We start from the raw sequence: 22,308 nt of genomic DNA on the forward strand, positions 1-22,308 counted from the left end.
GATAACTGCACAATGCTATCATCTTTTGTGCTTATTTCTGTCGGGTTCGATTGCTTTACCAACGATACCCTACTTTCAAACCAAACTGATGTTGTTTATCCAACTGTTTGCCACGAGATTGGGCAGCATAGGTGCTAACCTGCCAACCGCCTAAATCAGCACTTAAGCCAAATTCTTGCTGCCAATAACGGTCAAAACGTTGCATCAATGGTGCCTGATTTAACTGCACAGTGAGTTTGGAATCGGAAGCATCCACATAATTTACGCTAAGTGATGGGCGAAGGGTCACGCCTTGCCATGGCATAAACGAATAATCCACCGTCACGCCCGCTTGGTAAACATTAAAATTCGCGGCAGGTACATGAATTTCTGATTGCTCATATTGGTAATTTTCGCCGGAAATGTGGTAGCGATGAAGACTCATATTCGGTTTAACAGCAAGTTTGCCTAAATTGATTTGGTATCCCACCCCTGCGCCTAAAGCGATAATATGGCGTTGAATATCCGCATTTTGCAATTCACCGCGAATTTCACCCGCACTTGAACCATAGCTCATATCGGCAAAGACATTCAAGCCATTAGCAAAATCATATTTACCGAAAGCCGACAACATGGTCAGACGATTTTTACTGCCGATATTGTCATCAAAGGTATTGTTTGCTCGGGCATGAGAGAACAATAAACCGACGCGGTAATTGTCATCAATATGTTGTGTCCCTAACTGGGTTAAATAGCTTTCTTGCTTGTAACCACGGAATTCATCTGCCTCATAACGACGAGAAGCACGAACCGTATTTCCCCATACATGAGATTGAGTCTCTCCAACAAGATGTTTATTTAATTCATCAATAATGAGCAAAGCGCCATTCACACTTGCAGATAACTCGGATAAGGCGCTATTTGAATAACGGCTGATCATCTCTTTTTGCGTTTGCGCATCCGCTTTGCGTTTTTGTTCGGCTTTACGTTTTTCTGCCTCGATTCGTGCAGCTTCCTCTGCTTTACGTTTATTTTCGGCAATTCGAGCTTCTTCCGCTTTACGCTTTTCTTCCGCGATTCGAAGTGCTTCCTCTAGCTTACGTTTCTCTTCAGCGGTTTTTGCCGCTTCTTCTGCCTTGCGTCTCTCCTCAGCAAGTCGTTTTTCTTCTGCTTTACGTTTCTCTTCGGCGATTCGTGCTTCTTCTGCTTTACGCTTATCTTCCTCTAAACGAGCCTGTTCTTCCAACTCCAGTTCTTTTTTCGGGTTGTATAAACGGTAATCGTGAGTATCATTTTTCAGCTCGTAGCGATATGTCCCCGCATCGACTTTGCCATTTACCAAAGAAACCTTGACGTTATCGGTTTGAGCAGCATTTGTCAGAGTCAATAAACTGAGCTGTTGCAAGGTTTGAGGCTCTACGCCGGTATTGCGTACGTTTAACACAAAATCACCTGTTGCCAAGCCATTTACCGTCACATGTGCGCCTTTATTTTCTTGCAAATGAGTAGGATAACTAAACGTTCCCTTTCCGTTTAAATCACCTAACACCGTAAGTTTCTTAAATATTTGATCATTCGCTTGAGATGCCATATCCGTACCAAGGGTCACTTGCCCGTTATTGAGGCTTAAATTACCTATTGTTGTACTGTTCGGTAACATCCAGTTTGCATTGTCTGACAAAGAAACCAAGGTATCTTTGCTTCCCTGAATTTGATGATCAAAACGAGCGTTAATGAAGTTTAATTTTGCCTGATCAGAAAGCGTTGCATCGCCTGCCAACGTAGCATTTTCAACCGTTGCTGAGGCTTGGTTATTAAGTGAAAGGGCACCGGTTTGGGTGGCTTTATGTGCCAAGTGATATTGACTTTGCCCGTTTAACACTACGTTACCCATAACATCTGCAAGTCCTACAACCGATAATTTCGCACTGTCGTTCAGGACAAAATTACCATTGATTTTGCTACGCTCAATGCTCGCAAAGACTTTATCGGATAAAGTTTGGTTGGCGCATTTGGTCAACCCCGTCCAGTCAGAACGGGCACAAATGAAATTCTCCTGTTTGTCGGTAACACCCAATGTGGCATTGGCGTTGTTGCTTAATTGCCAATCGCCATTTATCGCAGAAACGTTTCTAGAAACGACCGCACTTCCACCGTTAATAATGTATTTTTCCGCTTTAAAGGTACGGCTTAGCCAGTCATCGTCAATCACCACTTCGCCTTGAGGTCGTCCAATGAGCGCAGGTCTATTCAAGTGGTTGTAAGCATGAGGCGTTGGGCGACCGCTAAAAACTAACGTGCCGTTTTCTTGTGTAATATTGCCCTTTAAATTGCTTCCGCCTGACAATAAAAAGACGCTGTCGGCGTTCGTAGGTTGATAAGCGACATTTAATCGACCATTGTGAAGTGCCGCATTGGTTTCACCAAACCAACCGTTAAATGCGGTGGCTTTAGATTGATTAATGTTCTTTTCATTATTGATTTGTGCATTACCAAGAAGCTTGACAGTGGCTTCCGTGTCTTTGTTGTGGTTGACAATTTGTGCGCCTTCATCAGTATTTTGAATGCGATTAAAGGTAAGGGAATGACCGTTGAGATCTAAACGGCCACCGCGGAAGCCGAAATAAATATTGTTTGGATTAACTTGGTCGTCACTTTCTAATTTCACCGTTGGGCGACCACTCACAATACCTAGTTGATTAAAGGCTTGTTTTTTGCCTTGTTCACCCGCTTGTTGATTTAAAACGACAACACCATCCCCTACACTGATATCGCCAAGATTTTCGCCTTTACCGTTGATCAATAACGTGCCTTGCCCAATTTTAGACAAACGATCACCTGCCGGATTTTTGACTTTCCATGTGACCGTACTGCCTTCCCCCACTGAAACGCCAGCACCCTTCCAGGTTTCATCAGTGGTAGGCTGCACCACAAAATCTCCTTCAAAGGTCAACCCACCGGCGCCTTGATCGATATTATTTTTCAGGGTTATCGTGCCACTTTGCATATTTCCAAAGTAAATGTTCTTACCGTGATGCTGTGCCGGCATATAAGGGTTTGGTCCGCCATATCCAAAAGATTTATCTCTGCCGGAAGAAGGCAGGCTGTAATTGACCAGTGGTGTGGTCGTAACAACACGGCTACCTTTGGTTAAGGTGCCACTACCATTGCCGTCTGTTGCCCAGTCATAAGAGGCTGCTGTAGGTTCAAATACCGTGACCAAATCTCTTGCAATGATTTCATCCAAATAATTCTTACGTGCAATTTGGTAGGTATTTTCTTTGCCTTGATAAGGGTGCCCGCTACGCAATACGCCGTTTATCAGCCATTTCCCTGCGGTTTTATCATAAATGAACATCGGGGAACCACTATCACCGAAAGAGCCGGAAATTGGCAATACGCCATATTGGTTCGGATGGCGCACATCACCACTTAAACTGACCTCACCATTGTTCGCCCAGCCTTGCATAAAAGTATTACCTGCGGTTCTGTAGTTATATGCGCCTGAAATCTCGTGATAATTGTCCTGATCATCACGCACAAATTGTCGACCGCTACCAATTCGCACCCGCATCGGATACTTTTCTAAATCGCTATAGGTGCTGCCATGCATATTTGGCACCATTTCTATCGGCGCTGCTTCTGTCACAAATTTGGCTAATCGAGGATTGTGATAATCCGTCATGTAAGGGTGAGTTGGGTCGTTTTTATAATTATTTCGTTTAACGATGTTATAAGCAAATCGGTGCTGATCAGGATTGCTACCCTCCATACCAAAATCAACATTTCCATAGCCCACGTTGTGTGCCACGCTGACGATATATTGATCACCTACAAGCGCGGCCACACCATTACGGCTGACCACTGAAAAATCCATCATCGGCGCATTTTGCATCATGGTACCGACAGACTCGCCTTTTTTATTCACCACCGCAATGTTTTGCACACCGGGCGTAAACTTACCTTTATTCTCGGCAAAATCACGAAAATATTGATAATCCACGCCGGAATAAACATGTCCGGCAAAAGCCGCTGGGGTTACGTTTAACGCCACAAACAGCGCAATGAATGTAGGTTGAGAATGTCTCTTTTTCATAAAATGGATTTAATCAAATTGAACGAGGTTTATCAAAATTTAGCGAGTTTAAGCATGGTGCTCATATCAAGCAAAAACGGTTTTTAATTGGGTTTGATCCAAGATAACACGATCATCGTCCAACAATAACGCAGGGAAGCCGGCATAACCTTGTGCTTTCACCTCATCAAATGCAGGATGACGATCACGTAAACGCAACCATTGTTTCAAATTAGGAATAGAAGATAAAACTTCCACTTTCTCATATTCCACACCAAGGCGTTTTAATTCCGCCACAAACGGTGCTGTATCAGGACATTGCTCGGCATAATAAAGAATAGGTTTCATCGCGACACCTTATTCTTTATTTGCCACAGCAAGTGCGGTCGGATTGAGTGACGGTTCACCGATTTTGGTTAAACGGTTACGATCGCGATGCTCAAACGGCTTGTCGTAATTCGGGATAATCATCGTGGTAATTTGATCGTAAGACCACGTGCCATCCTCATGAATTTTTACCGTAATTTCATAGCTTTCTGTGGTGAAAGATTGCTCTAAAAACGGATTAGAGATAATGCCATTCGTTAGAGAGCCGCGTACGGCTTTTAGCGTAAATTCTTTCGCATCTGCCGCCGCATTACCGGTGGCAATAAGGCTTTGTCCACGTGGAATACTTAACGACAAGGAAATATTGCCTGTTGCCGGTTCCCATAACCAATAGCCTACTTGATCGTGAAAGGTTTCCACTTCATCCGGCTGCACAATATGCGTGTGATAGCGCAAACCGTAAAATAATTGTGGTCCATTGGTTTGCGCATCAATCGGTTGCAATTCGTAATATTCGATATAAGGATCTTTCACCGCTCCTTCGGCTTTCGGGTTGATATCAAGCCCACGCTTGCCTTCCCAAATTCCTGCCATAGGCGCTAAAGGCCCCAAATTCGCTAGCGTGTTTTCGTCCGGTTCAGCTTCGGTGTAAATATCGTCGGGGTATTGAAAATCTTTCATGATGTTCTCCTTATATCGCAACGTTCATGCACAAAGTGCGGTCAGTTTTTACCTTATTTTTTACAACCCGGGAAACCTAAGGCTTCACGGCTGGCATAATAAGCTTCCGCCACGCCTTTAGTGAGGGCGCGAATGCGCAAAATGTAGCGTTGACGTTCTGTTACCGAAATCGCTTTGCGCGCGTCTAACAAGTTAAAGCTATGAGCTGCTTTTAAAATGCGTTCGTAAGCCGGCAATGGCAACGGACGTTCTAATTCCAATAAGATTTTGGCTTCTTTTTCATATTGATCGAAACAATGGAATAAGAAATCGGTATCGGCGTATTCAAAATTGTAGGTGGATTGTTCCACTTCGTTTTGATGGAACACATCACCGTAAGTGGTTTTGCCAAGCGGACCGTCAGACCAAACTAAGTCATACACGCTGTCCACGCCTTGAATGTACATCGCCAAACGCTCTAAACCGTAAGTCACCTCGCCGGTAACCGGTTTACATTCTAAGCCGCCCACTTGTTGGAAATAGGTAAATTGAGTCACTTCCATGCCGTTTAACCACACTTCCCAGCCCAAGCCCCATGCACCTAAAGTTGGGTTTTCCCAGTTATCTTCCACAAAACGAATGTCGTTTTTGGTCGGGTCAAAGCCAAGCATTTCAAGGGAACCTAAATACAACTCTTGAATATTGTCCGGAGAGGGTTTAATCACCACTTGAAATTGGTAGTAATGCTGTAAACGGTTTGGGTTTTCACCATAGCGACCATCGGTCGGACGGCGGGAAGGTTGCACATAAGCAAACGCCATCGGCTCCGGGCCTAACGCGCGCAATGCGGTCATCGGGTGAGAAGTCCCCGCGCCCACTTCCATATCAAAGGGTTGCACAATCGTACAGCCTTGGTTCGCCCAGTATTCTTGTAAGGCAAGAATCATGCCTTGGAAAGTTTTTACATTAAATTTTGTCATAATATGTTCTGTCTATTTAAGTGGAGAAAATGTGTGCCATTATACTGAAAACACAAGGCGGGATAAAGGAAAGGCGAAAAAAAGTGCGGTAGAAAAAACACGTCGATTTTTCACCGCACTTTAGGAATCATCGTGTAGTAAATCCTACGGATTAGCCGCCTGCTTTTTTGCCAAAATTCCGTCAAGATTGGTTTCCAACCAATCTACCAACTCAAACATTTTATTGGACGCCTGCGAGCCGAATTCCGTCAAGGTGTAATCCACTTGTGGCGGCACGGTGTTATAGGATTTACGAATTAACATGCCGTCCGCTTCCAGTTCCTGCAAGGTTTTTGTCAACATACGTTCACTCACGCCATCAATGGCTCGGCGAAGTTCACTAAAACGCTTGGTGCCCGAATGCAAACTCACCAATACCAACGCCCCCCAACGACTGGTTAAATGCTGCAAAATTTGCCGGGAAGGACAGGCAGAAGCCAACACATTACCTCGCTCAACACTTTTTTTCATTTTTTATTTCCTTAAAAATCAATTAATTAGAAATTATTTTCAAAAAATTTCAAAACTTACGTTTATGTAAGTACTTCTCAAAAGTAAGTATTAAAATATAATACGTCACATCAAGCGAACAAGCAAATGTTCAAACATCATTTCAACTTAACGAGAAGGAAAACATCATGACAACGAAAACTATCGCAATTACCGGTGCAACAGGTCAATTCGGCGCAATCGCGTTAAATTTATTAAAAGCCAAAAACGCCAACGTCATCGCCCTTGTGCGTTCCCCGGAAAAAATTTCTGGCGTAGAAGCCCGCAAATTTGATTATTCAAAAACAGAAGGGCAAGTAGAGGCATTAAAAGGGGTGGATACGTTAATTTTGGTATCAAGTAATGAAATCGGTCAGCGTTTTGCACAACATAACAACGTGATTGAGGCCGCGAAAAAAGCAGGCGTGAAACACATTATTTACACCAGCTTACTCGGTGCCACTAACGACAATACGGTAAAATCCCTTGCCGGTGAACACGTTGAAACTGAAGCCGCCTTAAAAGCCTCCGGTATCACTTACACCATTTTACGCAATGGCTGGTACACAGAGAACTATACCGCGTCCATCCCAGCAGCGTTGGCAAACAATGCTTTCTACGGTTCAGCAAAAAACGGAAAAATTTCGTCTGTACTTCGTGCAGAACTTGCTGAAGCAGCGGTAAACGTTGCATTAAGTGAAGATCACGAAAACCAAACTTACGAACTTGCCGGATCAACCAGCTGGACGTTAGCTGACCTCGCAGCAGAAATCAGCAAACAAACAGGTAAAGAAATCCCTTACGTGGATATTCCTGCAGCAGATTATGCCGCAGCACTTGTGCAAGCAGGATTAGATGAAGGCTTTGCAGGCTTAATTGCACAATGGGATGTGGATGCTTCAAACGGTGCATTATTCTCAGAAGACAAAACCCTTGAGAAATTGCTTGGCCGCCCAACAGCAGGTCTGGATGTGGCGGTGAAACAGGCGCTGTAATTGTTCATTTGATCTGTGTCCCTTAGATTGGCGCTCCTCAAAAACAATTGGCAAAAGAATAAAAAAGAGCGGTCGATATAAAAACATTTTTAAAACCGACCGCTCTTTTTATTTTTAAACACTCCCCACCTTTTCAATCACCAAAATCCGTGCTTCGCCTTGCGGGTGCGCGACGTGTTCGGTGCCGATGCCGGCATAGAAAATGTCACCGGTTTCTAGCAACACACTTTTGGCTTCGCCGCGCTCTTTGTAGTGCATTTCCACCACGCCGTTCATCACAGCAAAAACTTCCTCACCATCATTGATATGCCATTTATAAGGCTCATCCGTCCAATGTAACCGCACGCTGATGCCATTCATTTCAGTGATATCCAAACCGCCCCAAGCGCGGGTGGCAGTAAAATCTGCGCTACGGATAATTTTGTGTGCCATGCTCTCTCCTTAACGTTAGTGGGCTTCGTCCCAATTCTCGCCCACGCCAACATCCACAATCAGTGGCACCACAAGTTCGGCGGCAGCTTCCATGTGTTGTTTGATGAGCTCGCTGAAAAACGCGATTTTTTCCGACCGCACTTCAAATACCAATTCATCGTGCACCTGCATAATCATATGAATATCCGGATCATCACGCGTGATTTCATCTAGTTTAATCATGGCGCGTTTAATGATGTCGGCAGCGGTGCCTTGCATCGGCGCGTTAATCGCCACCCGTTCCGCACCTTTACGACGCATGGCGTTGGAAGAATTGATTTCCGGCAAATACAAGCGTCGTCCAAACAAGGTTTCCACATAGCCTTGTGCTTTCGCTTTTTCACGGATGTCGTGCATGAAGGTTTGCACGCCCGGGTAACGTTGGAAATACAAATCCATGTAGCGTTGCGCATCCGCGCGGGAAATCCCAAGCTGACGGGAAAGTCCGAAAGAGGACATGCCATAAATCAAGCCGAAGTTAATGGCTTTCGCGTTGCGGCGTTGTTCGCTCGTCACCTGTTCCAACGGCAAACCAAAAATCTCCGCCGCGGTGGAGCGGTGAATGTCTTTACCTTGTGCGAACGCGTTAATCAAACCCGCGTCGTTGGACAAATGCGCCATAATGCGCAGCTCAATTTGGGAATAGTCGGCGGCGATAATTTTATAACCGTCGCGTGCAATAAAGGCTTGGCGAATGCGGCGTCCTTCCTCGTTACGAATCGGAATATTCTGCAAATTCGGATCACTGGAAGAAAGCCGCCCAGTTGCCGTTACGGCTTGATGGTAAGAGGTGTGCACGCGCCCGGTTTGCGGGTTCACCATTTGCGGCAATTTGTCGGTGTAAGTGGATTTCAGTTTGCTCAAACCGCGATGTTCCACCAACACTTTCGGCAATTCGTGGCTGTACGCCAGTTCCTCCAACACTTCTTCATTGGTGGACGGCGCGCCTTTCGGGGTTTTTTGCAACACCGGCAAGCCGAGTTTATCGAACAGAATGTCTTGCAACTGTTTCGTGGACGCCAAATTGAACGGTTGTCCTGCCAGTTCGTACGCCTGCATTTCAAGTGCGGTCAATCTTTCGGTAATTTCGTTGGACTGCAAGAACAGCGCATCAGAATCAATCAGTACGCCACAACGCTCCATGCGCGACAACACGCCGAGCAACGGCAATTCGATGGATTGATAGAGTTCCACCAAACTGGGTTGCGACTGAAGTTTTTCCCACAACACTTGTTGCAATTTCATGGTCACGTCGGCATCTTCCGCCGCGTATTCGCCCGCTTGTTCTAGCGGGATTTGGTTGAACGTCAGCTGATTTTTCCCTTTGCCGGCAATATCTTCAAAGCCGATGGTTTGGTGTCCGAGATAGCGTTTCGCTAGGTCGTCCATGTTGTGTCGACCGGTGCTGTCCAAGGTGTAAGAAAGCAACATGGTGTCGAATTCAATGCCCTGCAACGCAATGCCGTTGCGGGCAAAAATAGTCATATCAAACTTGAGATTCTGCCCAATTTTCCCGATGTTCGGGTTCTCTAAAATGGGTTTGAGGGCAGCAAGTGCGGTGCTTTTTTCCAACGTTTTTGGCGCACCGAGATAATCCAAATGCAACGGTAAATACGCTGCGTCGCCATTTTCCAATGCAAAAGATATACCGACCAAATTGGCGGACATATAATCCAGCCCGTCGGTTTCCGTATCCACCGAGATCAGTTTCTCGGCACTCAATTTTTCCACCCAACGGGCTAAATCCGCTTCAGTCAGAATGTTTTCATAGCGGCTGCGGTCGATGTTAAATTTAACCGAGTTTTCAACCGCACTTTCATCGGTTTTGACTGCCGGCGTCGCTTGATAGTGATTAATTTTCACTGATTGCGTCGGTTGCGTTACAGAATTGGTGCCGTTCATCACCTCGCCTAGCCAGCGTTTGAATTCATACCGCCCGAAATATTCGATTAAGGCGTCATTGTTGCTGTCACCAAGCACAAGTTCTTGCGGAGAAAATGCCAATGCCACGTCGGTTTTGATGGTTGCCAACGCGTAGGACAAATCTGCCATGTCTTTTTCAGCAAGCAATTTTTCTCCGAGTTTCTTCGCACCACGAATCGGCAGTTCGGCGACTTTATCCAAATTGGCATAAATTTGTGCCATGCTGCCGATGCCCAGCAAAAGCCCTAGCGCTGTTTTTTCACCGACACCTGAGACACCAGGAATGTTGTCGGAGCTGTCGCCCATCAACGCCAGATAATCAATAATCAACTCTGGCGGAATACCGTATTTTTCAATCACGCCATCACGATCCAGCAGGCTGTTGTTCATGGTGTTAATCAACATAATGTTGTCGTCCACCAGCTGCGCCATGTCTTTGTCGCCGGTACTGATCAGTACTTTTTGCCCGTTTTGCGACGCTTGGCGTGCCAACGTGCCGATTACGTCGTCCGCTTCAACGCCTTCCACCACCAACAGCGGAATACCCAAGGCAAGGATCATGTCATGCAACGGCTGGATTTGTTTACGCAGATCGTCCGGCATCGGTGGACGGTGAGATTTATATTGCTCAAACATTTCATCGCGGAAGGTTTTGCCTTTGGCATCAAACACTACCGCTATGTGGCTTGGCTGCACCTGAGAAATCAGGCTTTTCAGCATATTCAACACACCATACATGGCGCCTGTCGGCTCTCCGTTGGAATTAGTGAGCGGAGGGAAAGCGTGAAAGGCGCGGTATAAATAAGAAGAACCGTCCACGAGGACAAGGGGATTTGCAGCAATTTGAGCCATAATCATCTCATGATGTTGATAAAATGTTGTCGCATTATAGCGAAAATCGGCCAAGGGCGCATGGGGAAATCCCCATGAAAAAAGGGATTAAAAAACACCGAAAAAACAGACCACACTTCGTCTTTCAAGATCCTTGATATCACCAAAGGATCTTGATCCTTATAGAAAAAATGCCTATACTCAGGCCGTTTTTAATACAATCCAGCAGAGGATCTCATGAAAAAATTAACACTTTTAGCACTTAGCGCCGTTGTTCTTGCTTCAACTTCCGCAGTCGCATCTGATTTCACCGGTTTCGGCGTAGGTGTTGGCGTAGGTACAACCAAATACGAACATGCAAAACGCATCTCAAACGTAGATTTAATCGCGGACTATGGTTTCAACCATGGACAAAATGTTGTGGGTATTGTTGAAGGTAAATTCAAACCACACAACTCTACATTAGTGGACAATGCTGACACTAAAGTACAACAAAAAGGCCGTTTAGGCGTAGGATATCTACTTGGCTACCGTGCGACCCCATCTGTGTTACCTTATGCAAAAGTAAGCGCAGAAGTGGTTAAATTTGATGCAACAACGACTGACGGTAGAGTTGTCACCAAAATCACCGAAACAAAAGCCGGTTATGGTTTAGGTGCAGGTGTAAAAGCGAACTTAGCGCCAAACTTTGAATTAGGTTTGGAATACTTACGTACCGGTAACAGATTTGGTGGCGATAGCCTCAAAGGCAATACTTTCAGCACCAATGCGTCTTACCGTTTCTAATTTAAATTGATTTTAAATACATTGCGCCGAAGGAAAACCAACGGCGCATTTTTTTGCCCGAATAATCTTGTGCAAACCTTTCCACATCTTTTCTTATTTGGTGTAAAATCCGCCCACTTATGAAATTTCAACCCTTAAAAACAGTGCTTTTTTCGACTGCACTTTTCACCGCAAATGCCTGTGGCACCGTGGTAAAACTCGTGGATCCGACAGAACCTTATAGCCCTTATGCCGGCACAAAATACGATGTCGAGATGGCAAAGCATTGGGGCTTGCCGATTTTGGATGTGCCCTTGTCCTTCCTGTTGGATACGGCGTTATTGCCTTATGCGTGGTCGCAAAGTGAATAATCAATGACTATGAAACTCAATCCGCAACAACAACAAGCCGTGGAATATGTGTCCGGTCCTTGCCTCGTTTTAGCCGGTGCAGGCTCTGGAAAAACGCGCGTCATCATCAATAAAATTGCTCATCTCATTCGCAAGTGTGGTTATCTTCCAAAGCAAATCGCCGCCGTCACCTTCACCAACAAAGCCGCTCGCGAAATGAAAGAACGCGTGGCACAGTCTATCGGTAAGGAATCCTCCAAAGGGCTAATTGTATCCACCTTTCACACCCTCGGTTTTGACATTATTAAGCGTGAATATAAGCACTTAGGTTTTAAAGCCAATATGACGTTGTTTGACGAGCATGATCAAATGGCGCTGTTAAAGGAACTCACCGCTGACCTGTTGCAGGAAGATAAAGATTTACTGCGTACGCTGATCAATCGCATTTCTAATTGGAAGAATGACTTATCTAGCCCACAACAAGCGATGACATTGGCGCGTGATAAGCAAGAACAAACCTTCGCTCATTGTTACGACCGCTATAACAAACAACTGCGTGCCTACAATGCTTTGGATTTTGATGATTTGATTATGTTGCCGACCCTACTGTTCAAACAGAACGCCGAAGTGCGGTCCAAATGGCAGGAGAAAATTCGCTATCTGTTGGTGGATGAATACCAAGACACCAATACCAGCCAATATGAGTTGATTAAGTTGTTAGTGGGCGATCGTGCACGTTTCACGGTGGTGGGTGATGACGATCAATCTATTTATTCTTGGCGTGGTGCGCGACCACAGAATATGGTGCGATTACGCGATGATTTTCCGGCGTTACAGGTGATTAAACTGGAACAAAATTACCGTTCTAGCCAACGCATTTTGCATTGCGCCAATATCCTCATCGATAACAATGATCATGTTTTCGACAAAAAACTCTTTTCCAAGTTAGGGGAAGGAGAAAAGTTACAAATTATTGAAGCGAAAAACGAAGAACATGAGGCAGAACGTGTTGTGAGCGAACTCATTGCTCACCGTTTTATCGCTAAAACCCATTATCGTGATTATGCCATTTTGTATCGTGGCAACCACCAATCGCGCTTGCTGGAAAAAATTCTGATGCAAAACCGCATTCCATACAAAATCTCCGGCGGCACATCCTTTTTCTCCCGTGCGGAAATTAAAGATATGATGGCGTATTTGCGTTTGGTGGTAAATCAAGATGATGATGCAGCGTTTTTACGCATTGTGAACACACCAAAACGAGAAATCGGTACGGCAACACTGGAAAAGTTGGGTTCGCTGGCACAAGAAAAACATGTCAGCTTATTTGAAGCGATTTTTGATTTTGAGCTGATTCAACGGGTCACTCCGAAAGCCTATGATGCGTTGCAAAAATTCGCCCGTTGGATTGTCGAATTGAATGATGAAATACAACGTTCCGAACCTGAACGCGCCGTGCGCTCCATGCTTGCTTCGTTACATTATGAAGAATATTTATACGAATACGCCACCAGCCCGAAAGCGGCAGAAATGCAGAGCAAAAACGTGGCAACGTTGTTTGATTGGGTTGCTGATATGCTCAAAGGCGATGAATTTAACGAGCCAATGAATCTGAACCAAATCGTCACCCACTTAACGTTGCGCGATATGCTGGAACGGGGCGAAGAGGAAAATGACAGCGATCAGGTACAATTAATGACGCTTCATGCCTCCAAAGGGCTAGAATTTCCGCATGTGTTTTTAATCGGCATGGAAGAAGGTATTTTGCCGCATCAAACCAGCATTGACGAAGACAACGTGGAAGAAGAACGTCGTTTGGCGTATGTGGGCATTACGCGTGCGCAGCAGAATCTGTGGTTTTCTTTATGCAAAGAACGGCGTCAGTTTGGTGAATTGATTCGTCCGGAACCAAGTCGATTCTTACTGGAGTTGCCGGCAAACGATTTGCAATGGGAACGGGATAAACCGCCGTTAAGTGCCGAACAGCAACAGGCGAAAACGCAAAGCCATATTGCCAATTTACGGGCGATTTTACGTGGGAAATAATCTGTGAATGTGATACTTGAAGTTGTCGAGAAATCGCACAACTAACTTGATTTCAAGTACTTTTCGGAAAAAATAATTTGACTTATTGTCATAAACCCGTATTATACCGCCCACAAACCGATTGTGGTGAGATGGCCGAGTAGGCTGAAGGCGCTCCCCTGCTAAGGGAGTATGGGGTCAAAAACTCCATCGAGGGTTCGAATCCCTCTCTCACCGCCATTTGTTTAATTTGTCTCGCACCCGTAGCTCAGCTGGATAGAGTACTCGGCTACGAACCGAGCGGTCAGAGGTTCGAATCCTCTCGGGTGCGCCATTTTAAATCGACTCTATTGTTTAAAATGGTTTGAGCAAATTAAACACCAACTACGCACCCGTAGCTCAGCTGGATAGAGTACTCGGCTACGAACCGAGCGGTCAAAGGTTCGAATCCTTTCGGGTGCGCCATTTCACTTCTTTATAATCCCCAACTCATTTTCTAGAACAACCAAAAGTGCGGTCGTTTTTTCGTGTATTTTTAACGAAGCCGTTCTAACACGTATGGTTGATCCAATACTAATCCGTACACGTTTGCCAAAAAATACGTTTGTTCTTCTTCGGGAATCGCCAACGGAATTAATTTCAATATCTTTTGGTGAATCTGCAAAACTTGCGGAAAAACCACCGCACTTTGAATTTCATCTAAAAAATCAGTATACAATGGCGAAGCGCAATGACCACGCTGAATCCGGCCCAACGCACTGGCAATGTGCACCAACATCATTTTTACCTGCTCGGTTTCAACATCCACCCGCCAATCTTGTTGCAAATGACAACGCACATTCAGCACGATTTGCACAATATGTTCGTCAATTAATTCTCGGGCTTGAAATGCCCAAAGCCGTTGTTGAAGATCCATTCACTCACTCTCAAAAAAGTTGCCCAAGTATAACCGAATCGCGATGAATTAAACGGTGCATTGATCACAAAATTGTAGCAAAATAACTCTCCTCTCATTTTATTAAAGTAATTCGGAAAGCAACATGTTAGATAATGAAGTAATAAATCAGTACGACGGCTTAATTTTTGATATGGATGGCACGGTCATCGACACCATGCCTAGCCATGCCAAAGCATGGGAAATGGTCGGGCAACATTATGGTTATCCGTTTGATGGCAACCTGTTATATGAAATGGGGGGGGCTCCGGTAAGAGCTATCGCGCTAGAAATGATGAAACGCTATGCCATGCCTTTAGATAAATTAGAAGATGTCATTGAATTAAAAAGAGAATATGGCAAAAAACTGATTATGCAACACGCCACATTGCTGCCTGCCGCCAATATTGTTCGCGCATTTTATAATAAAAAACCCTTGGCATTAGGCACTGGCTCTCACCGCCCTATTGCAAAAATTTTGTTAGACAAATTCGATTTTGAGAAATATTTTTCAGCTATCGTAACCGCCGAAGACATTCAGCATCACAAACCGGCACCTGACACGTTTTTACGTTGCGCCGAACTGATTCAAGCCAAACCACAACGTTGCTTAGTCTTTGAAGATGGCGATTTTGGCATCCAAGCCGGATTAAGCGCCGGCATGGATGTGTTTGATGTGCGGGTCAACAAATTAATACGAGGCAATTAATGCTTAGCGAAAAAGAAAAGATGTTGCGTGGCCTCGCTCATCAACCTAATTCCGATGAATTAGTTTCAATGCGTCTGCGTGCCAAAGAATTACTCCATGACTTCAATATCCCCACTCGTCCAAGTAATAAAGAAGAAAAAGTGCGGTTGATTTTGGCATTGTTTGGTCAAGCAGATGAAAGCACGCACATTAACGCACCTTTTTATTGTGATTACGGCAGCAATATTAAAGTAGGGAAAAACTTCTTCGCCAACTACCACTGCACCATTTTAGATAACGCACCTGTCACTATCGGAAATGATGTTATGTTTGCACCGAATGTCAGTTTATACACGGTGGGGCACCCTATTGACCCCGAATTACGTCTTGCCGGCTGGGAACAAGCACGACCAATTACTATTGGTAATAATGTTTGGCTGGGTGGCAATGTCATCGTTCTAGGTGGGGTGACTATTGGTGATAATGTCGTCATCGCCTCCGGTTCCGTGGTGACCAAAGACGTTCCTGCCAACAGCCTTGCCATGGGCTCCCCTTGCCGAATGGTTCGTCAAATCAATGCGGACGATCGTGAAAATTACCTACGCACTTATTTTCCGCACATTTAATCATGTTTGATCTTTTTAGCTGGGATGGATGGTTCGCATTATTTGGCGAACATCGATTGTGGATTATGTTCGCCAGTGCGTTTCTCAGCGCGACTGTCCTCCCCGGTAATTCCGAAATTATTTTTGTCACCCTCATCACACCGCTTTTATGGGCGGGCTCCCCTTATTTTTCTATGGAAATTCAAAGCCTATTATGGACTGCTGTTGCCGGAAACACACTGGGAAGCCTAACCACCTATGCGCTAGGGCGTTGGCTCCCTACTTTTAATACACCGCCACAAAATGCAAAACTCATTTGGATATTAGAAAAAACACGGCGCCACGGTAGTATCATGTTATTTTTTAGCTGGTTGCCAGTCGTCGGCGATGTATTTTGTGCCGTGGCAGGCTGGTTGAGATTAAATTGGGTGGCGTGTCTGATTCTTATGACACTGGGAAAAATAGTGCGGTACGTTTTTTTATTATTTTTGGGCGTTGCCGTTCTTTAAAGAAGGCCATTTTACGGTAAAATGGCTAAAAAAATGCCTCTCACGAGGAGAGGCGAATAACCTAAGGAACCAATTTTATTAAAACAACTGCAAGTTGCTCGTTATCTATGACAGCAGTATAACGAAAAAAGTTCGGAAATAATTTAAAAAAATCTCAAAAAAAGTCTCAATTGACTATTTTATAAACAAAAATCACTCCATTTGAGGAAAAATAAATGCCATTACTTGATAGTTTTAAAGTCGATCACACTCGTATGAATGCACCCGCAGTGCGAATTGCCAAAATAATGCAAACTCCAAAAGGAGACAACATTACTGTTTTTGACTTGCGTTTTACCATTCCCAATAAGGAAAATTTGCCACCGAAAGGCATTCACACACTAGAACATTTATTTGCCGGCTTCATGCGCGATCATCTCAATAGTCAAGATGTCGAAATTATCGATATTTCGCCGATGGGTTGCCGCACCGGTTTTTATATGTCCTTAATCGGTACCCCAAACGAAACCCAAGTTGCACAGGCTTGGGCAGCCTCCATGCAAGATATTCTCAATGTGAAAAATCAACGAGAAATCCCCGAACTGAATGAATACCAATGTGGTACATACACCGAACATTCTTTGGACGAAGCACATCAAATTGCGCAAAACGTATTAGCACGCGGTATCGGCGTGAATAAAAACGAAGATTTAACCTTAGACGAAAGTTTACTCAAACAATAAGGAGCTCCCATGACTACAATCGGCACGCCATTAACCCCAAAAGCACTGAAAGTAATGATGCTTGGTGCAGGGGAATTGGGCAAAGAAGTTGTCATTGAATTACAACGTTTAGGTGTTGAAGTGATTGCAGTAGATCGCTATGAAAACGCGCCTGCACAGCAAGTGGCACACCGTGCTTACACCATTTCCATGTTGGATGGCGCGGCATTACGCGCCGTTGTGGAAAAGGAAAGTCCTGATTTTATCGTGCCGGAAGTGGAAGCTATCGCCACTGATACTTTACTTGAACTGGAACAAGAAGGGTTCACCGTTATCCCGACCGCCAAAGCCACGAAACTGACCATGAACCGTGAAGGCATTCGTCGTTTAGCCTCGGAAGAATTAGGCTTGCCAACCTCACCTTATGAATTCGTAGATAACTTTGACGACTTCAAAAGTGCGGTCGAAAAAATCGGCGTTCCGTGCGTGGTCAAACCGATTATGTCCTCCTCCGGCCATGGACAAAGCATCATTCGTACCCTCGATCAAATCCAATCGGCATGGGATTACGCCCAAGAAGGCGGACGTGCCGGTGCCGGACGCGTTATTGTGGAAGGGTTCATTCAATTTGATTACGAAATTACCCAGCTCACCGTACGCCATGTGAATGGTACTTCGTTCCTTGCGCCAATCGGGCACATTCAAATCGATGGCGATTACCGTGAATCTTGGCAACCACAAGCCATGTCAGAAACTGCATTGAAAAAAGCGCAAGACATCGCGGAGAAAATCACGGGTGCATTAGGTGGTCGTGGGATTTTCGGGGTAGAAATGTTTGTGTGTGGCGATGACGTGATTTTTAACGAAGTCTCCCCGCGTCCACACGATACCGGTATGGTGACCATGATCTCACAAGAGTTATCACAGTTCGCCTTACACGCTCGCGCCATTTTAGGCTTGCCGATTCCGAGCGTTGATTTCATCAGCCCGTCCGCGTCCAAAGCCATTGTGGTGGAAGGCAAATCCAAACAAGTACAATTTGCCAACTTAGAGCAGGTACTTGCCGAACCGCAAACCAACTTACGCATTTTTGGTAAAGGTGAAGTGAATGGCCATCGTCGTTTAGGGGTGATTTTGGCACGCGACATCAGCGTTGAAAAAGCCTTAGAAAAAGCCCGTCGTGCTTATGATAAATTAGACGTGATTTTATAAGCTCAGCTTATCGTTGAATCACAGTTAAAGTGCGGTGAAAAAATACCTTGTTTTTTCACTGCACTTTTTTATTAAAAACCGACCGGCGCGGTGAATTCCATCGTTTCTCCGGTAATCGGATGTTGAATCTGCAGGCTTTCCGCATGCAAGCAGAGGCGAGGCGATAACTCTTTGGCTTGTGGATGTGCGTAGAATTTATCACCTAAAATCGGATGCCCAAGTGCCAGCATGTGCAAGCGTAATTGATGGGAACGCCCTGTAATCGGTGTAAGCTTTACGCGTGTCGTATTATTGGGATAACGTTGTAAAACATCGTAAAAAGTGACCGCTCTTTTGCCTCGTTCAAAGCAAATTTTTTGGCGAGGGCGATTTTCCCAGTCGCAAATCAGTGGCAACTCAACAACCCCATGATCTTGTTCCACATGTCCCCAAACCAACGCCTGATAATATTTTTTCGGTTCGCGTTCACGAAATTGGCGTTTTAACTCGCGATCTGCCGCTTTGCTCAACGCAAACAACAAAATCCCGCTAGTCGCCATGTCGAGTCGATGTGCCGGTTCACAAAAACCGTACCTTTCTTTCACCCGCGACATCGCGCTGTCGTAATATTGCAGCTGATTGCCTGGTACGGAAAGTAGTCCACTTGGCTTGTTCACCACCGCAATATAATCATCACGATACACCAAATCCAGCCAAGGTTCCTGCGGCGGATTATATTCAATCAGGGCCATGTTTATTCCTTATTACTCACAATCACACGCAAGCAATCTAAACGCCAGGTTGCCTGTTGTAACAGCTGTAAAATTTGGGTGCGTTGACGTTCTAACGTGTGAATTTCATCGGCGCGAATGTTTTTATTCACTTTTTGTAACGCGATTAATCGGTTGAGTTCTGCATCCAATTGCTGCTCGGCTTCTTGCTGTGCGGCATTGATAATCTGCTCACTTTGTGCCACCACCAAACGCTCACCTTGAGCAATCAGCCCTTCAATGCTCGGACGCAGCATTTTCACAATTTTATTCGCCACATTGCGTTCCATCGGCTTCAATTTACGTTGTAATGTGTCAAATTCCACCTGCGGTGCCAAATCATTACCGCGATTATCCAGCAACAGACGAATCGGTGTTGGCGGTAAGAATCGGGTTAATTGTAACCCTTGTGGCGCTTGGCTTTCCACCACATAAACCAACTCCAGTAACAGCGTGCCTGATGGCAAATTTTTATTCACCAACAACGCCACGGCGCTTTTGCCAATGTCACCGGAAGTGATTAAATCAATGCCGTGGTAAATCATCGGATGATCCCAAGTGAGGAATTCCAACTCCTCGCGTGCCAACGCCAATTGACGGTCGAAAGTGACCGTGACACCTTCCTCTTTCAAGCCAGGGAAATCGGGCATAAGCATCGTGCCTGTGGGCGTGATGACGATGGATTGCTCACCTAAATCTTCCTGTTCCACGCCGATGACATCAAACAGATTCAAGGCAAAATTGACTAACTCCTGACTGCCATCTTGCCCAGCAATGTCTTGTGCCAGCTGCTTCGCCGCCTCACCACCGTTAGAGTTAAGCTCCAACAACAAATCACGCCCTTGTTCCAACAGCTGCTTCATGCGTAACCGCTCCGCTTGAGTACGCTCAATTAAGTCCTGACGAGCGTCAAGTGCGGTCGGATTTTTCAACGTTTTTTGCAATACTTCGGCAAACTGTTCGAACAATAAGGCACCCATCGGGCACGTTTCATTGAAGGCATTCAAGCCTAAATGATACCAGTCTGCCAACACGGCTTGTGCACTGTCGGTAAAATACGGCTGATAAATTTGAATTTCTCGCGTTTGTCCAATGCGATCCAAACGCCCGATGCACTGCTCTAACAAATCAGGATTTTCCGGCAAATTAAACAGCACCAAATGACAGGCAAATTGGAAGTTTCGCCCCTCAGAGCCAATCCCGGAACTGAGTAGCACCTGTGCACCATTTTCTTGTTGGGTAAAATACGCCGCCGCACGATCGCGTTCCACAATAGACATTTTTTCGTGGAATACCGCACTACGAATGCCTTCTTTTTCACGCAGAATTTGTTCCAGCTGAATTGCCGTATCTGCATAACGACAAATCACCAACACTTTTTCCTGTCGATGTTGTTTTAAAAAATCGATGAGCCATTGTACGCGTGGGTCAAATTCCCACCACGCCATATTGGTGTTAAGTTCTCGCAAAAAGTGTTCAGGATAAAGCGCGCATTGCAACGGATTTTCACCAAAGGCAAGGAGCGTTTTCACTGCATTTTCATATTGCTTCGGCTGAGATAAGGCAATGGGGTGATACACCCTTTTCGGGAAGCCTTGTACGCTTTGACGGGTATTGCGGAACAATAAACGCCCGGTACCATGGCGGTCGATAAGCTGTTGAATTAACTTCGCCTTATTGCCGGTTTCAAAATTAATTGACTTAGCCAACAACAAGGAAATCGTGCGCTTTTCATCCACATTTAATGGGCGATTCTCCAGTAATGCCTGTGTGGCTTCGGCAATCGGCTGATAATTTTGCTGTTCCTTTAAAAAAGCCTGATAGTCGTGGAAACGATGTGGGTCCAATAAATTCAAACGGGCAAAATGACTTTGCTGACCAAGCTGCTCCGGTGTGGCGGTGAGTAATAACACGGCGGGAATCTGTTGTGTCAGTTGTTGCACTAACTGATATTCCAAACTTGGATTGACTTCGTCATACACCAAATGATGCACTTCATCGACAATGAGCATATCAAAACCGGCCGCCAAAATTTGTTGTACCCGTTTTGGCGCTTGCACCAACCAATCCAAGGCACAAATAATCATGGATTCGGTGGTAAACGGATTCACTTCTTCTTGCTCTTCTGTCGCGGCAAAATCCGCGCAACGTTCTTCGTCAAACAGCGAAAAGTGCAAATTAAAACGACGCAACATTTCGACCAACCATTGATGTTGCAACGTTTCCGGCACAATAACCAGCACGCGGCGTACCTTTTCGGCAAATAATTGCTGCTGCAAAATCATGCCGGCTTCAATCGTTTTACCTAAACCCACTTCATCGGTCAACAACACGCGTGGTGCAATACGCTGCCCGGCTTCTTTCGCAATGTGTAATTGATGAGGAATCAGCCCGGCGCGGATACCGCGTAAGCCCCGCAAGGGTGATTGAAATTGCGCTTTTTGGTATTGCAACGCTTGGTAACGCAACACGAAATGGTCGTTACGATCAATCTGTGCGGAAAACAGGCGTTCTTGCGGTCGGCAAAAAGAAATGCGATGAGCCAGCTCTATTTCACTGACGACACAGTCTTCCTTGCCCTCTTGTTGTACCAAATAGAACAGCAAGCCATTATTTTCCGCCACATTGAGCACTTCGCCATGCCAACCTTCTACATGTTGAATCAAATCACCGATACGAAATTGCACACGATTTAACGGCGCGTTTTGCACCGAATAAATACGTTGTTCTTGTGCTGCAGGGAAATCAATTGTCACTTGCCGAAAATCCACGGCACGAATGACTCCCAAGCCTAAATTATTTTCCGTTTCACTGATCCAACGCTGCCCAACCGCAAAAGTCATGATGTTCTCTCTACTGATAAAAAGGCGCTATTTTAGCCCTGTTACGCTGAAAAAGAAATGACACGATGCCATTCATGTTTAACGTGATGACATCTTTTTTGTGATCAGCAACACAAAAACGTAGCAAATCCTTTACATTCTAAAAAATACTTCCTAAG

19 protein-coding genes and 3 tRNA genes are annotated in these 22,308 nt (G+C 45.2%); 12 read left to right on the forward strand and 10 right to left on the reverse strand.

Features of this window, described 5'->3' with window-relative positions:
• Positions 1–55 precede the first annotated feature (55 nt).
• The 5 genes from LQ983_RS05055 to LQ983_RS05075 all read right to left on the reverse strand — a co-directional run bounded on the left by LQ983_RS05055 (position 56) and on the right by LQ983_RS05075 (position 6,531).
• Entirely contained in the window at positions 56–4,075 is a 4,020-nt protein-coding gene (locus LQ983_RS05055) for a S6 family peptidase (protein ID WP_230621858.1), read from the reverse strand.
• 66 nt (positions 4,076–4,141) lie between these two features.
• On the reverse strand, positions 4,142–4,402 hold the full coding sequence (locus tag LQ983_RS05060) for a hypothetical protein (protein ID WP_048749786.1): 261 nt from the start codon (positions 4,400–4,402) through the stop codon (positions 4,142–4,144).
• Between the two features lie 9 nt (positions 4,403–4,411).
• The gene (locus LQ983_RS05065; protein ID WP_111296930.1) at positions 4,412–5,062 is read right to left on the reverse strand and encodes an FABP family protein; all 651 of its coding nucleotides are present in this window, start codon (positions 5,060–5,062) and stop codon (positions 4,412–4,414) included.
• A gap of 53 nt (positions 5,063–5,115) precedes the next feature.
• The gene (gene glyQ / locus LQ983_RS05070; protein WP_230622607.1) at positions 5,116–6,024 is read right to left on the reverse strand and encodes a glycine--tRNA ligase subunit alpha; all 909 of its coding nucleotides are present in this window, start codon (positions 6,022–6,024) and stop codon (positions 5,116–5,118) included.
• Between the two features lie 141 nt (positions 6,025–6,165).
• Positions 6,166–6,531: a helix-turn-helix domain-containing protein gene (locus tag LQ983_RS05075; protein ID WP_230621859.1), complete on the reverse strand. Its 366-nt coding sequence runs from the start codon at positions 6,529–6,531 to the stop codon at positions 6,166–6,168.
• A 167-nt stretch (positions 6,532–6,698) separates the two neighbouring features.
• On the opposite strand from LQ983_RS05075, the gene LQ983_RS05080 reads away from it, so the two are divergent.
• A complete protein-coding gene (locus LQ983_RS05080) occupies positions 6,699–7,544 on the forward strand; it encodes an SDR family oxidoreductase (RefSeq protein ID WP_230621860.1) in 846 nt (281 codons plus the stop codon).
• 114 nt (positions 7,545–7,658) lie between these two features.
• On the opposite strand, the gene LQ983_RS05085 is transcribed toward LQ983_RS05080, so the two are convergent.
• Complete coding sequence (locus LQ983_RS05085; protein WP_109433244.1) at positions 7,659–7,976, reverse strand: cupin; 318 nt, start codon at positions 7,974–7,976, stop codon at positions 7,659–7,661.
• Between the two features lie 15 nt (positions 7,977–7,991).
• Entirely contained in the window at positions 7,992–10,790 is a 2,799-nt protein-coding gene (polA, locus tag LQ983_RS05090) for a DNA polymerase I (RefSeq protein WP_109433243.1), read from the reverse strand.
• Positions 10,791–11,006: 216 nt separating this feature from the next.
• On the opposite strand from polA, the gene LQ983_RS05095 reads away from it, so the two are divergent.
• From LQ983_RS05095 to LQ983_RS05120, 6 genes are all read left to right on the forward strand, one after another.
• On the forward strand, positions 11,007–11,555 hold the full coding sequence (locus tag LQ983_RS05095; protein ID WP_109433242.1) for an outer membrane protein: 549 nt from the start codon (positions 11,007–11,009) through the stop codon (positions 11,553–11,555).
• Positions 11,556–11,674: 119 nt separating this feature from the next.
• Positions 11,675–11,905, forward strand: a complete 231-nt coding sequence (locus LQ983_RS05100; protein WP_109433241.1) for a YceK/YidQ family lipoprotein — start codon at positions 11,675–11,677, stop codon at positions 11,903–11,905.
• A gap of 9 nt (positions 11,906–11,914) precedes the next feature.
• A complete protein-coding gene (gene rep / locus LQ983_RS05105) occupies positions 11,915–13,930 on the forward strand; it encodes a DNA helicase Rep (protein ID WP_230622608.1) in 2,016 nt (671 codons plus the stop codon).
• 125 nt (positions 13,931–14,055) lie between these two features.
• A tRNA-Ser gene (locus tag LQ983_RS05110) sits at positions 14,056–14,149 on the forward strand.
• A gap of 17 nt (positions 14,150–14,166) precedes the next feature.
• Positions 14,167–14,243 (forward strand) — tRNA-Arg (locus LQ983_RS05115).
• Positions 14,244–14,297: 54 nt separating this feature from the next.
• Positions 14,298–14,374 (forward strand) — tRNA-Arg (locus LQ983_RS05120).
• A 70-nt stretch (positions 14,375–14,444) separates the two neighbouring features.
• Here the strand turns inward: LQ983_RS05120 and LQ983_RS05125 are convergent.
• Positions 14,445–14,825, reverse strand: coding sequence for a PRD domain-containing protein (locus tag LQ983_RS05125; protein ID WP_230621861.1), 381 nt, complete (start codon positions 14,823–14,825; stop codon positions 14,445–14,447).
• A 124-nt stretch (positions 14,826–14,949) separates the two neighbouring features.
• Between LQ983_RS05125 and LQ983_RS05130 the strand changes: the two genes are divergently transcribed.
• From LQ983_RS05130 to purT, 5 genes are all read left to right on the forward strand, one after another.
• Positions 14,950–15,552, forward strand: coding sequence for a beta-phosphoglucomutase family hydrolase (locus LQ983_RS05130; RefSeq protein ID WP_230621862.1), 603 nt, complete (start codon positions 14,950–14,952; stop codon positions 15,550–15,552).
• On the forward strand, positions 15,552–16,157 hold the full coding sequence (locus tag LQ983_RS05135; protein WP_230621863.1) for a sugar O-acetyltransferase: 606 nt from the start codon (positions 15,552–15,554) through the stop codon (positions 16,155–16,157). The genes LQ983_RS05130 and LQ983_RS05135 overlap by 1 nt, the downstream gene beginning before the upstream one ends.
• Before the next feature lie 2 nt (positions 16,158–16,159).
• A complete protein-coding gene (locus LQ983_RS05140; RefSeq protein WP_230621864.1) occupies positions 16,160–16,645 on the forward strand; it encodes a YqaA family protein in 486 nt (161 codons plus the stop codon).
• Between the two features lie 215 nt (positions 16,646–16,860).
• Positions 16,861–17,367 carry an S-ribosylhomocysteine lyase gene (gene luxS, locus LQ983_RS05145; RefSeq protein WP_109859956.1) on the forward strand — a complete coding sequence of 169 codons (507 nt, stop codon included), beginning with the start codon at positions 16,861–16,863 and terminating at the stop codon, positions 17,365–17,367.
• A gap of 9 nt (positions 17,368–17,376) precedes the next feature.
• Complete coding sequence (gene purT / locus LQ983_RS05150) at positions 17,377–18,558, forward strand: formate-dependent phosphoribosylglycinamide formyltransferase (RefSeq protein ID WP_230621865.1); 1,182 nt, start codon at positions 17,377–17,379, stop codon at positions 18,556–18,558.
• A gap of 71 nt (positions 18,559–18,629) precedes the next feature.
• Here purT and rluA read toward each other — a convergent pair whose 3' ends face one another.
• Together rluA and rapA are read right to left on the reverse strand one after the other, a co-directional pair.
• Positions 18,630–19,289 carry a bifunctional tRNA pseudouridine(32) synthase/23S rRNA pseudouridine(746) synthase RluA gene (gene rluA / locus LQ983_RS05155; RefSeq protein WP_230621866.1) on the reverse strand — a complete coding sequence of 220 codons (660 nt, stop codon included), beginning with the start codon at positions 19,287–19,289 and terminating at the stop codon, positions 18,630–18,632.
• Between the two features lie 2 nt (positions 19,290–19,291).
• Entirely contained in the window at positions 19,292–22,150 is a 2,859-nt protein-coding gene (gene rapA / locus LQ983_RS05160; RefSeq protein WP_230621867.1) for an RNA polymerase-associated protein RapA, read from the reverse strand.
• Between the last annotated feature and the right edge of the window lie 158 nt (positions 22,151–22,308).

Source organism: Aggregatibacter sp. Marseille-P9115, from assembly GCF_920939465.1.
Classification (GTDB): domain Bacteria; phylum Pseudomonadota; class Gammaproteobacteria; order Enterobacterales; family Pasteurellaceae; genus Aggregatibacter; species Aggregatibacter segnis_B.

Excerpts from the sequence above, each read along its gene's own strand:
- LQ983_RS05085 (WP_109433244.1), bottom strand. The coding sequence starts at position 7,976 with ATGGCACACAAAATTATCCGTAGCGCAGATTTTACTGCCACCCGCGCT.
- purT (WP_230621865.1), top strand. The coding sequence starts at position 17,377 with ATGACTACAATCGGCACGCCATTAACCCCAAAAGCACTGAAAGTAATG.
- rep (WP_230622608.1), top strand. The coding sequence starts at position 11,915 with ATGAAACTCAATCCGCAACAACAACAAGCCGTGGAATATGTGTCCGGT.
- LQ983_RS05125 (WP_230621861.1), bottom strand. The coding sequence starts at position 14,825 with ATGGATCTTCAACAACGGCTTTGGGCATTTCAAGCCCGAGAATTAATT.
- rluA (WP_230621866.1), bottom strand. The coding sequence starts at position 19,289 with ATGGCCCTGATTGAATATAATCCGCCGCAGGAACCTTGGCTGGATTTG.
- LQ983_RS05065 (WP_111296930.1), bottom strand. The coding sequence starts at position 5,062 with ATGAAAGATTTTCAATACCCCGACGATATTTACACCGAAGCTGAACCG.
- polA (WP_109433243.1), bottom strand. The coding sequence starts at position 10,790 with ATGGCTCAAATTGCTGCAAATCCCCTTGTCCTCGTGGACGGTTCTTCT.
- LQ983_RS05095 (WP_109433242.1), top strand. The coding sequence starts at position 11,007 with ATGAAAAAATTAACACTTTTAGCACTTAGCGCCGTTGTTCTTGCTTCA.
- LQ983_RS05140 (WP_230621864.1), top strand. The coding sequence starts at position 16,160 with ATGTTTGATCTTTTTAGCTGGGATGGATGGTTCGCATTATTTGGCGAA.
- LQ983_RS05075 (WP_230621859.1), bottom strand. The coding sequence starts at position 6,531 with ATGAAAAAAAGTGTTGAGCGAGGTAATGTGTTGGCTTCTGCCTGTCCT.
- LQ983_RS05080 (WP_230621860.1), top strand. The coding sequence starts at position 6,699 with ATGACAACGAAAACTATCGCAATTACCGGTGCAACAGGTCAATTCGGC.
- rapA (WP_230621867.1), bottom strand. The coding sequence starts at position 22,150 with ATGACTTTTGCGGTTGGGCAGCGTTGGATCAGTGAAACGGAAAATAAT.
- luxS (WP_109859956.1), top strand. The coding sequence starts at position 16,861 with ATGCCATTACTTGATAGTTTTAAAGTCGATCACACTCGTATGAATGCA.
- LQ983_RS05130 (WP_230621862.1), top strand. The coding sequence starts at position 14,950 with ATGTTAGATAATGAAGTAATAAATCAGTACGACGGCTTAATTTTTGAT.
- LQ983_RS05055 (WP_230621858.1), bottom strand. The coding sequence starts at position 4,075 with ATGAAAAAGAGACATTCTCAACCTACATTCATTGCGCTGTTTGTGGCG.
- LQ983_RS05100 (WP_109433241.1), top strand. The coding sequence starts at position 11,675 with ATGAAATTTCAACCCTTAAAAACAGTGCTTTTTTCGACTGCACTTTTC.
- LQ983_RS05060 (WP_048749786.1), bottom strand. The coding sequence starts at position 4,402 with ATGAAACCTATTCTTTATTATGCCGAGCAATGTCCTGATACAGCACCG.
- LQ983_RS05135 (WP_230621863.1), top strand. The coding sequence starts at position 15,552 with ATGCTTAGCGAAAAAGAAAAGATGTTGCGTGGCCTCGCTCATCAACCT.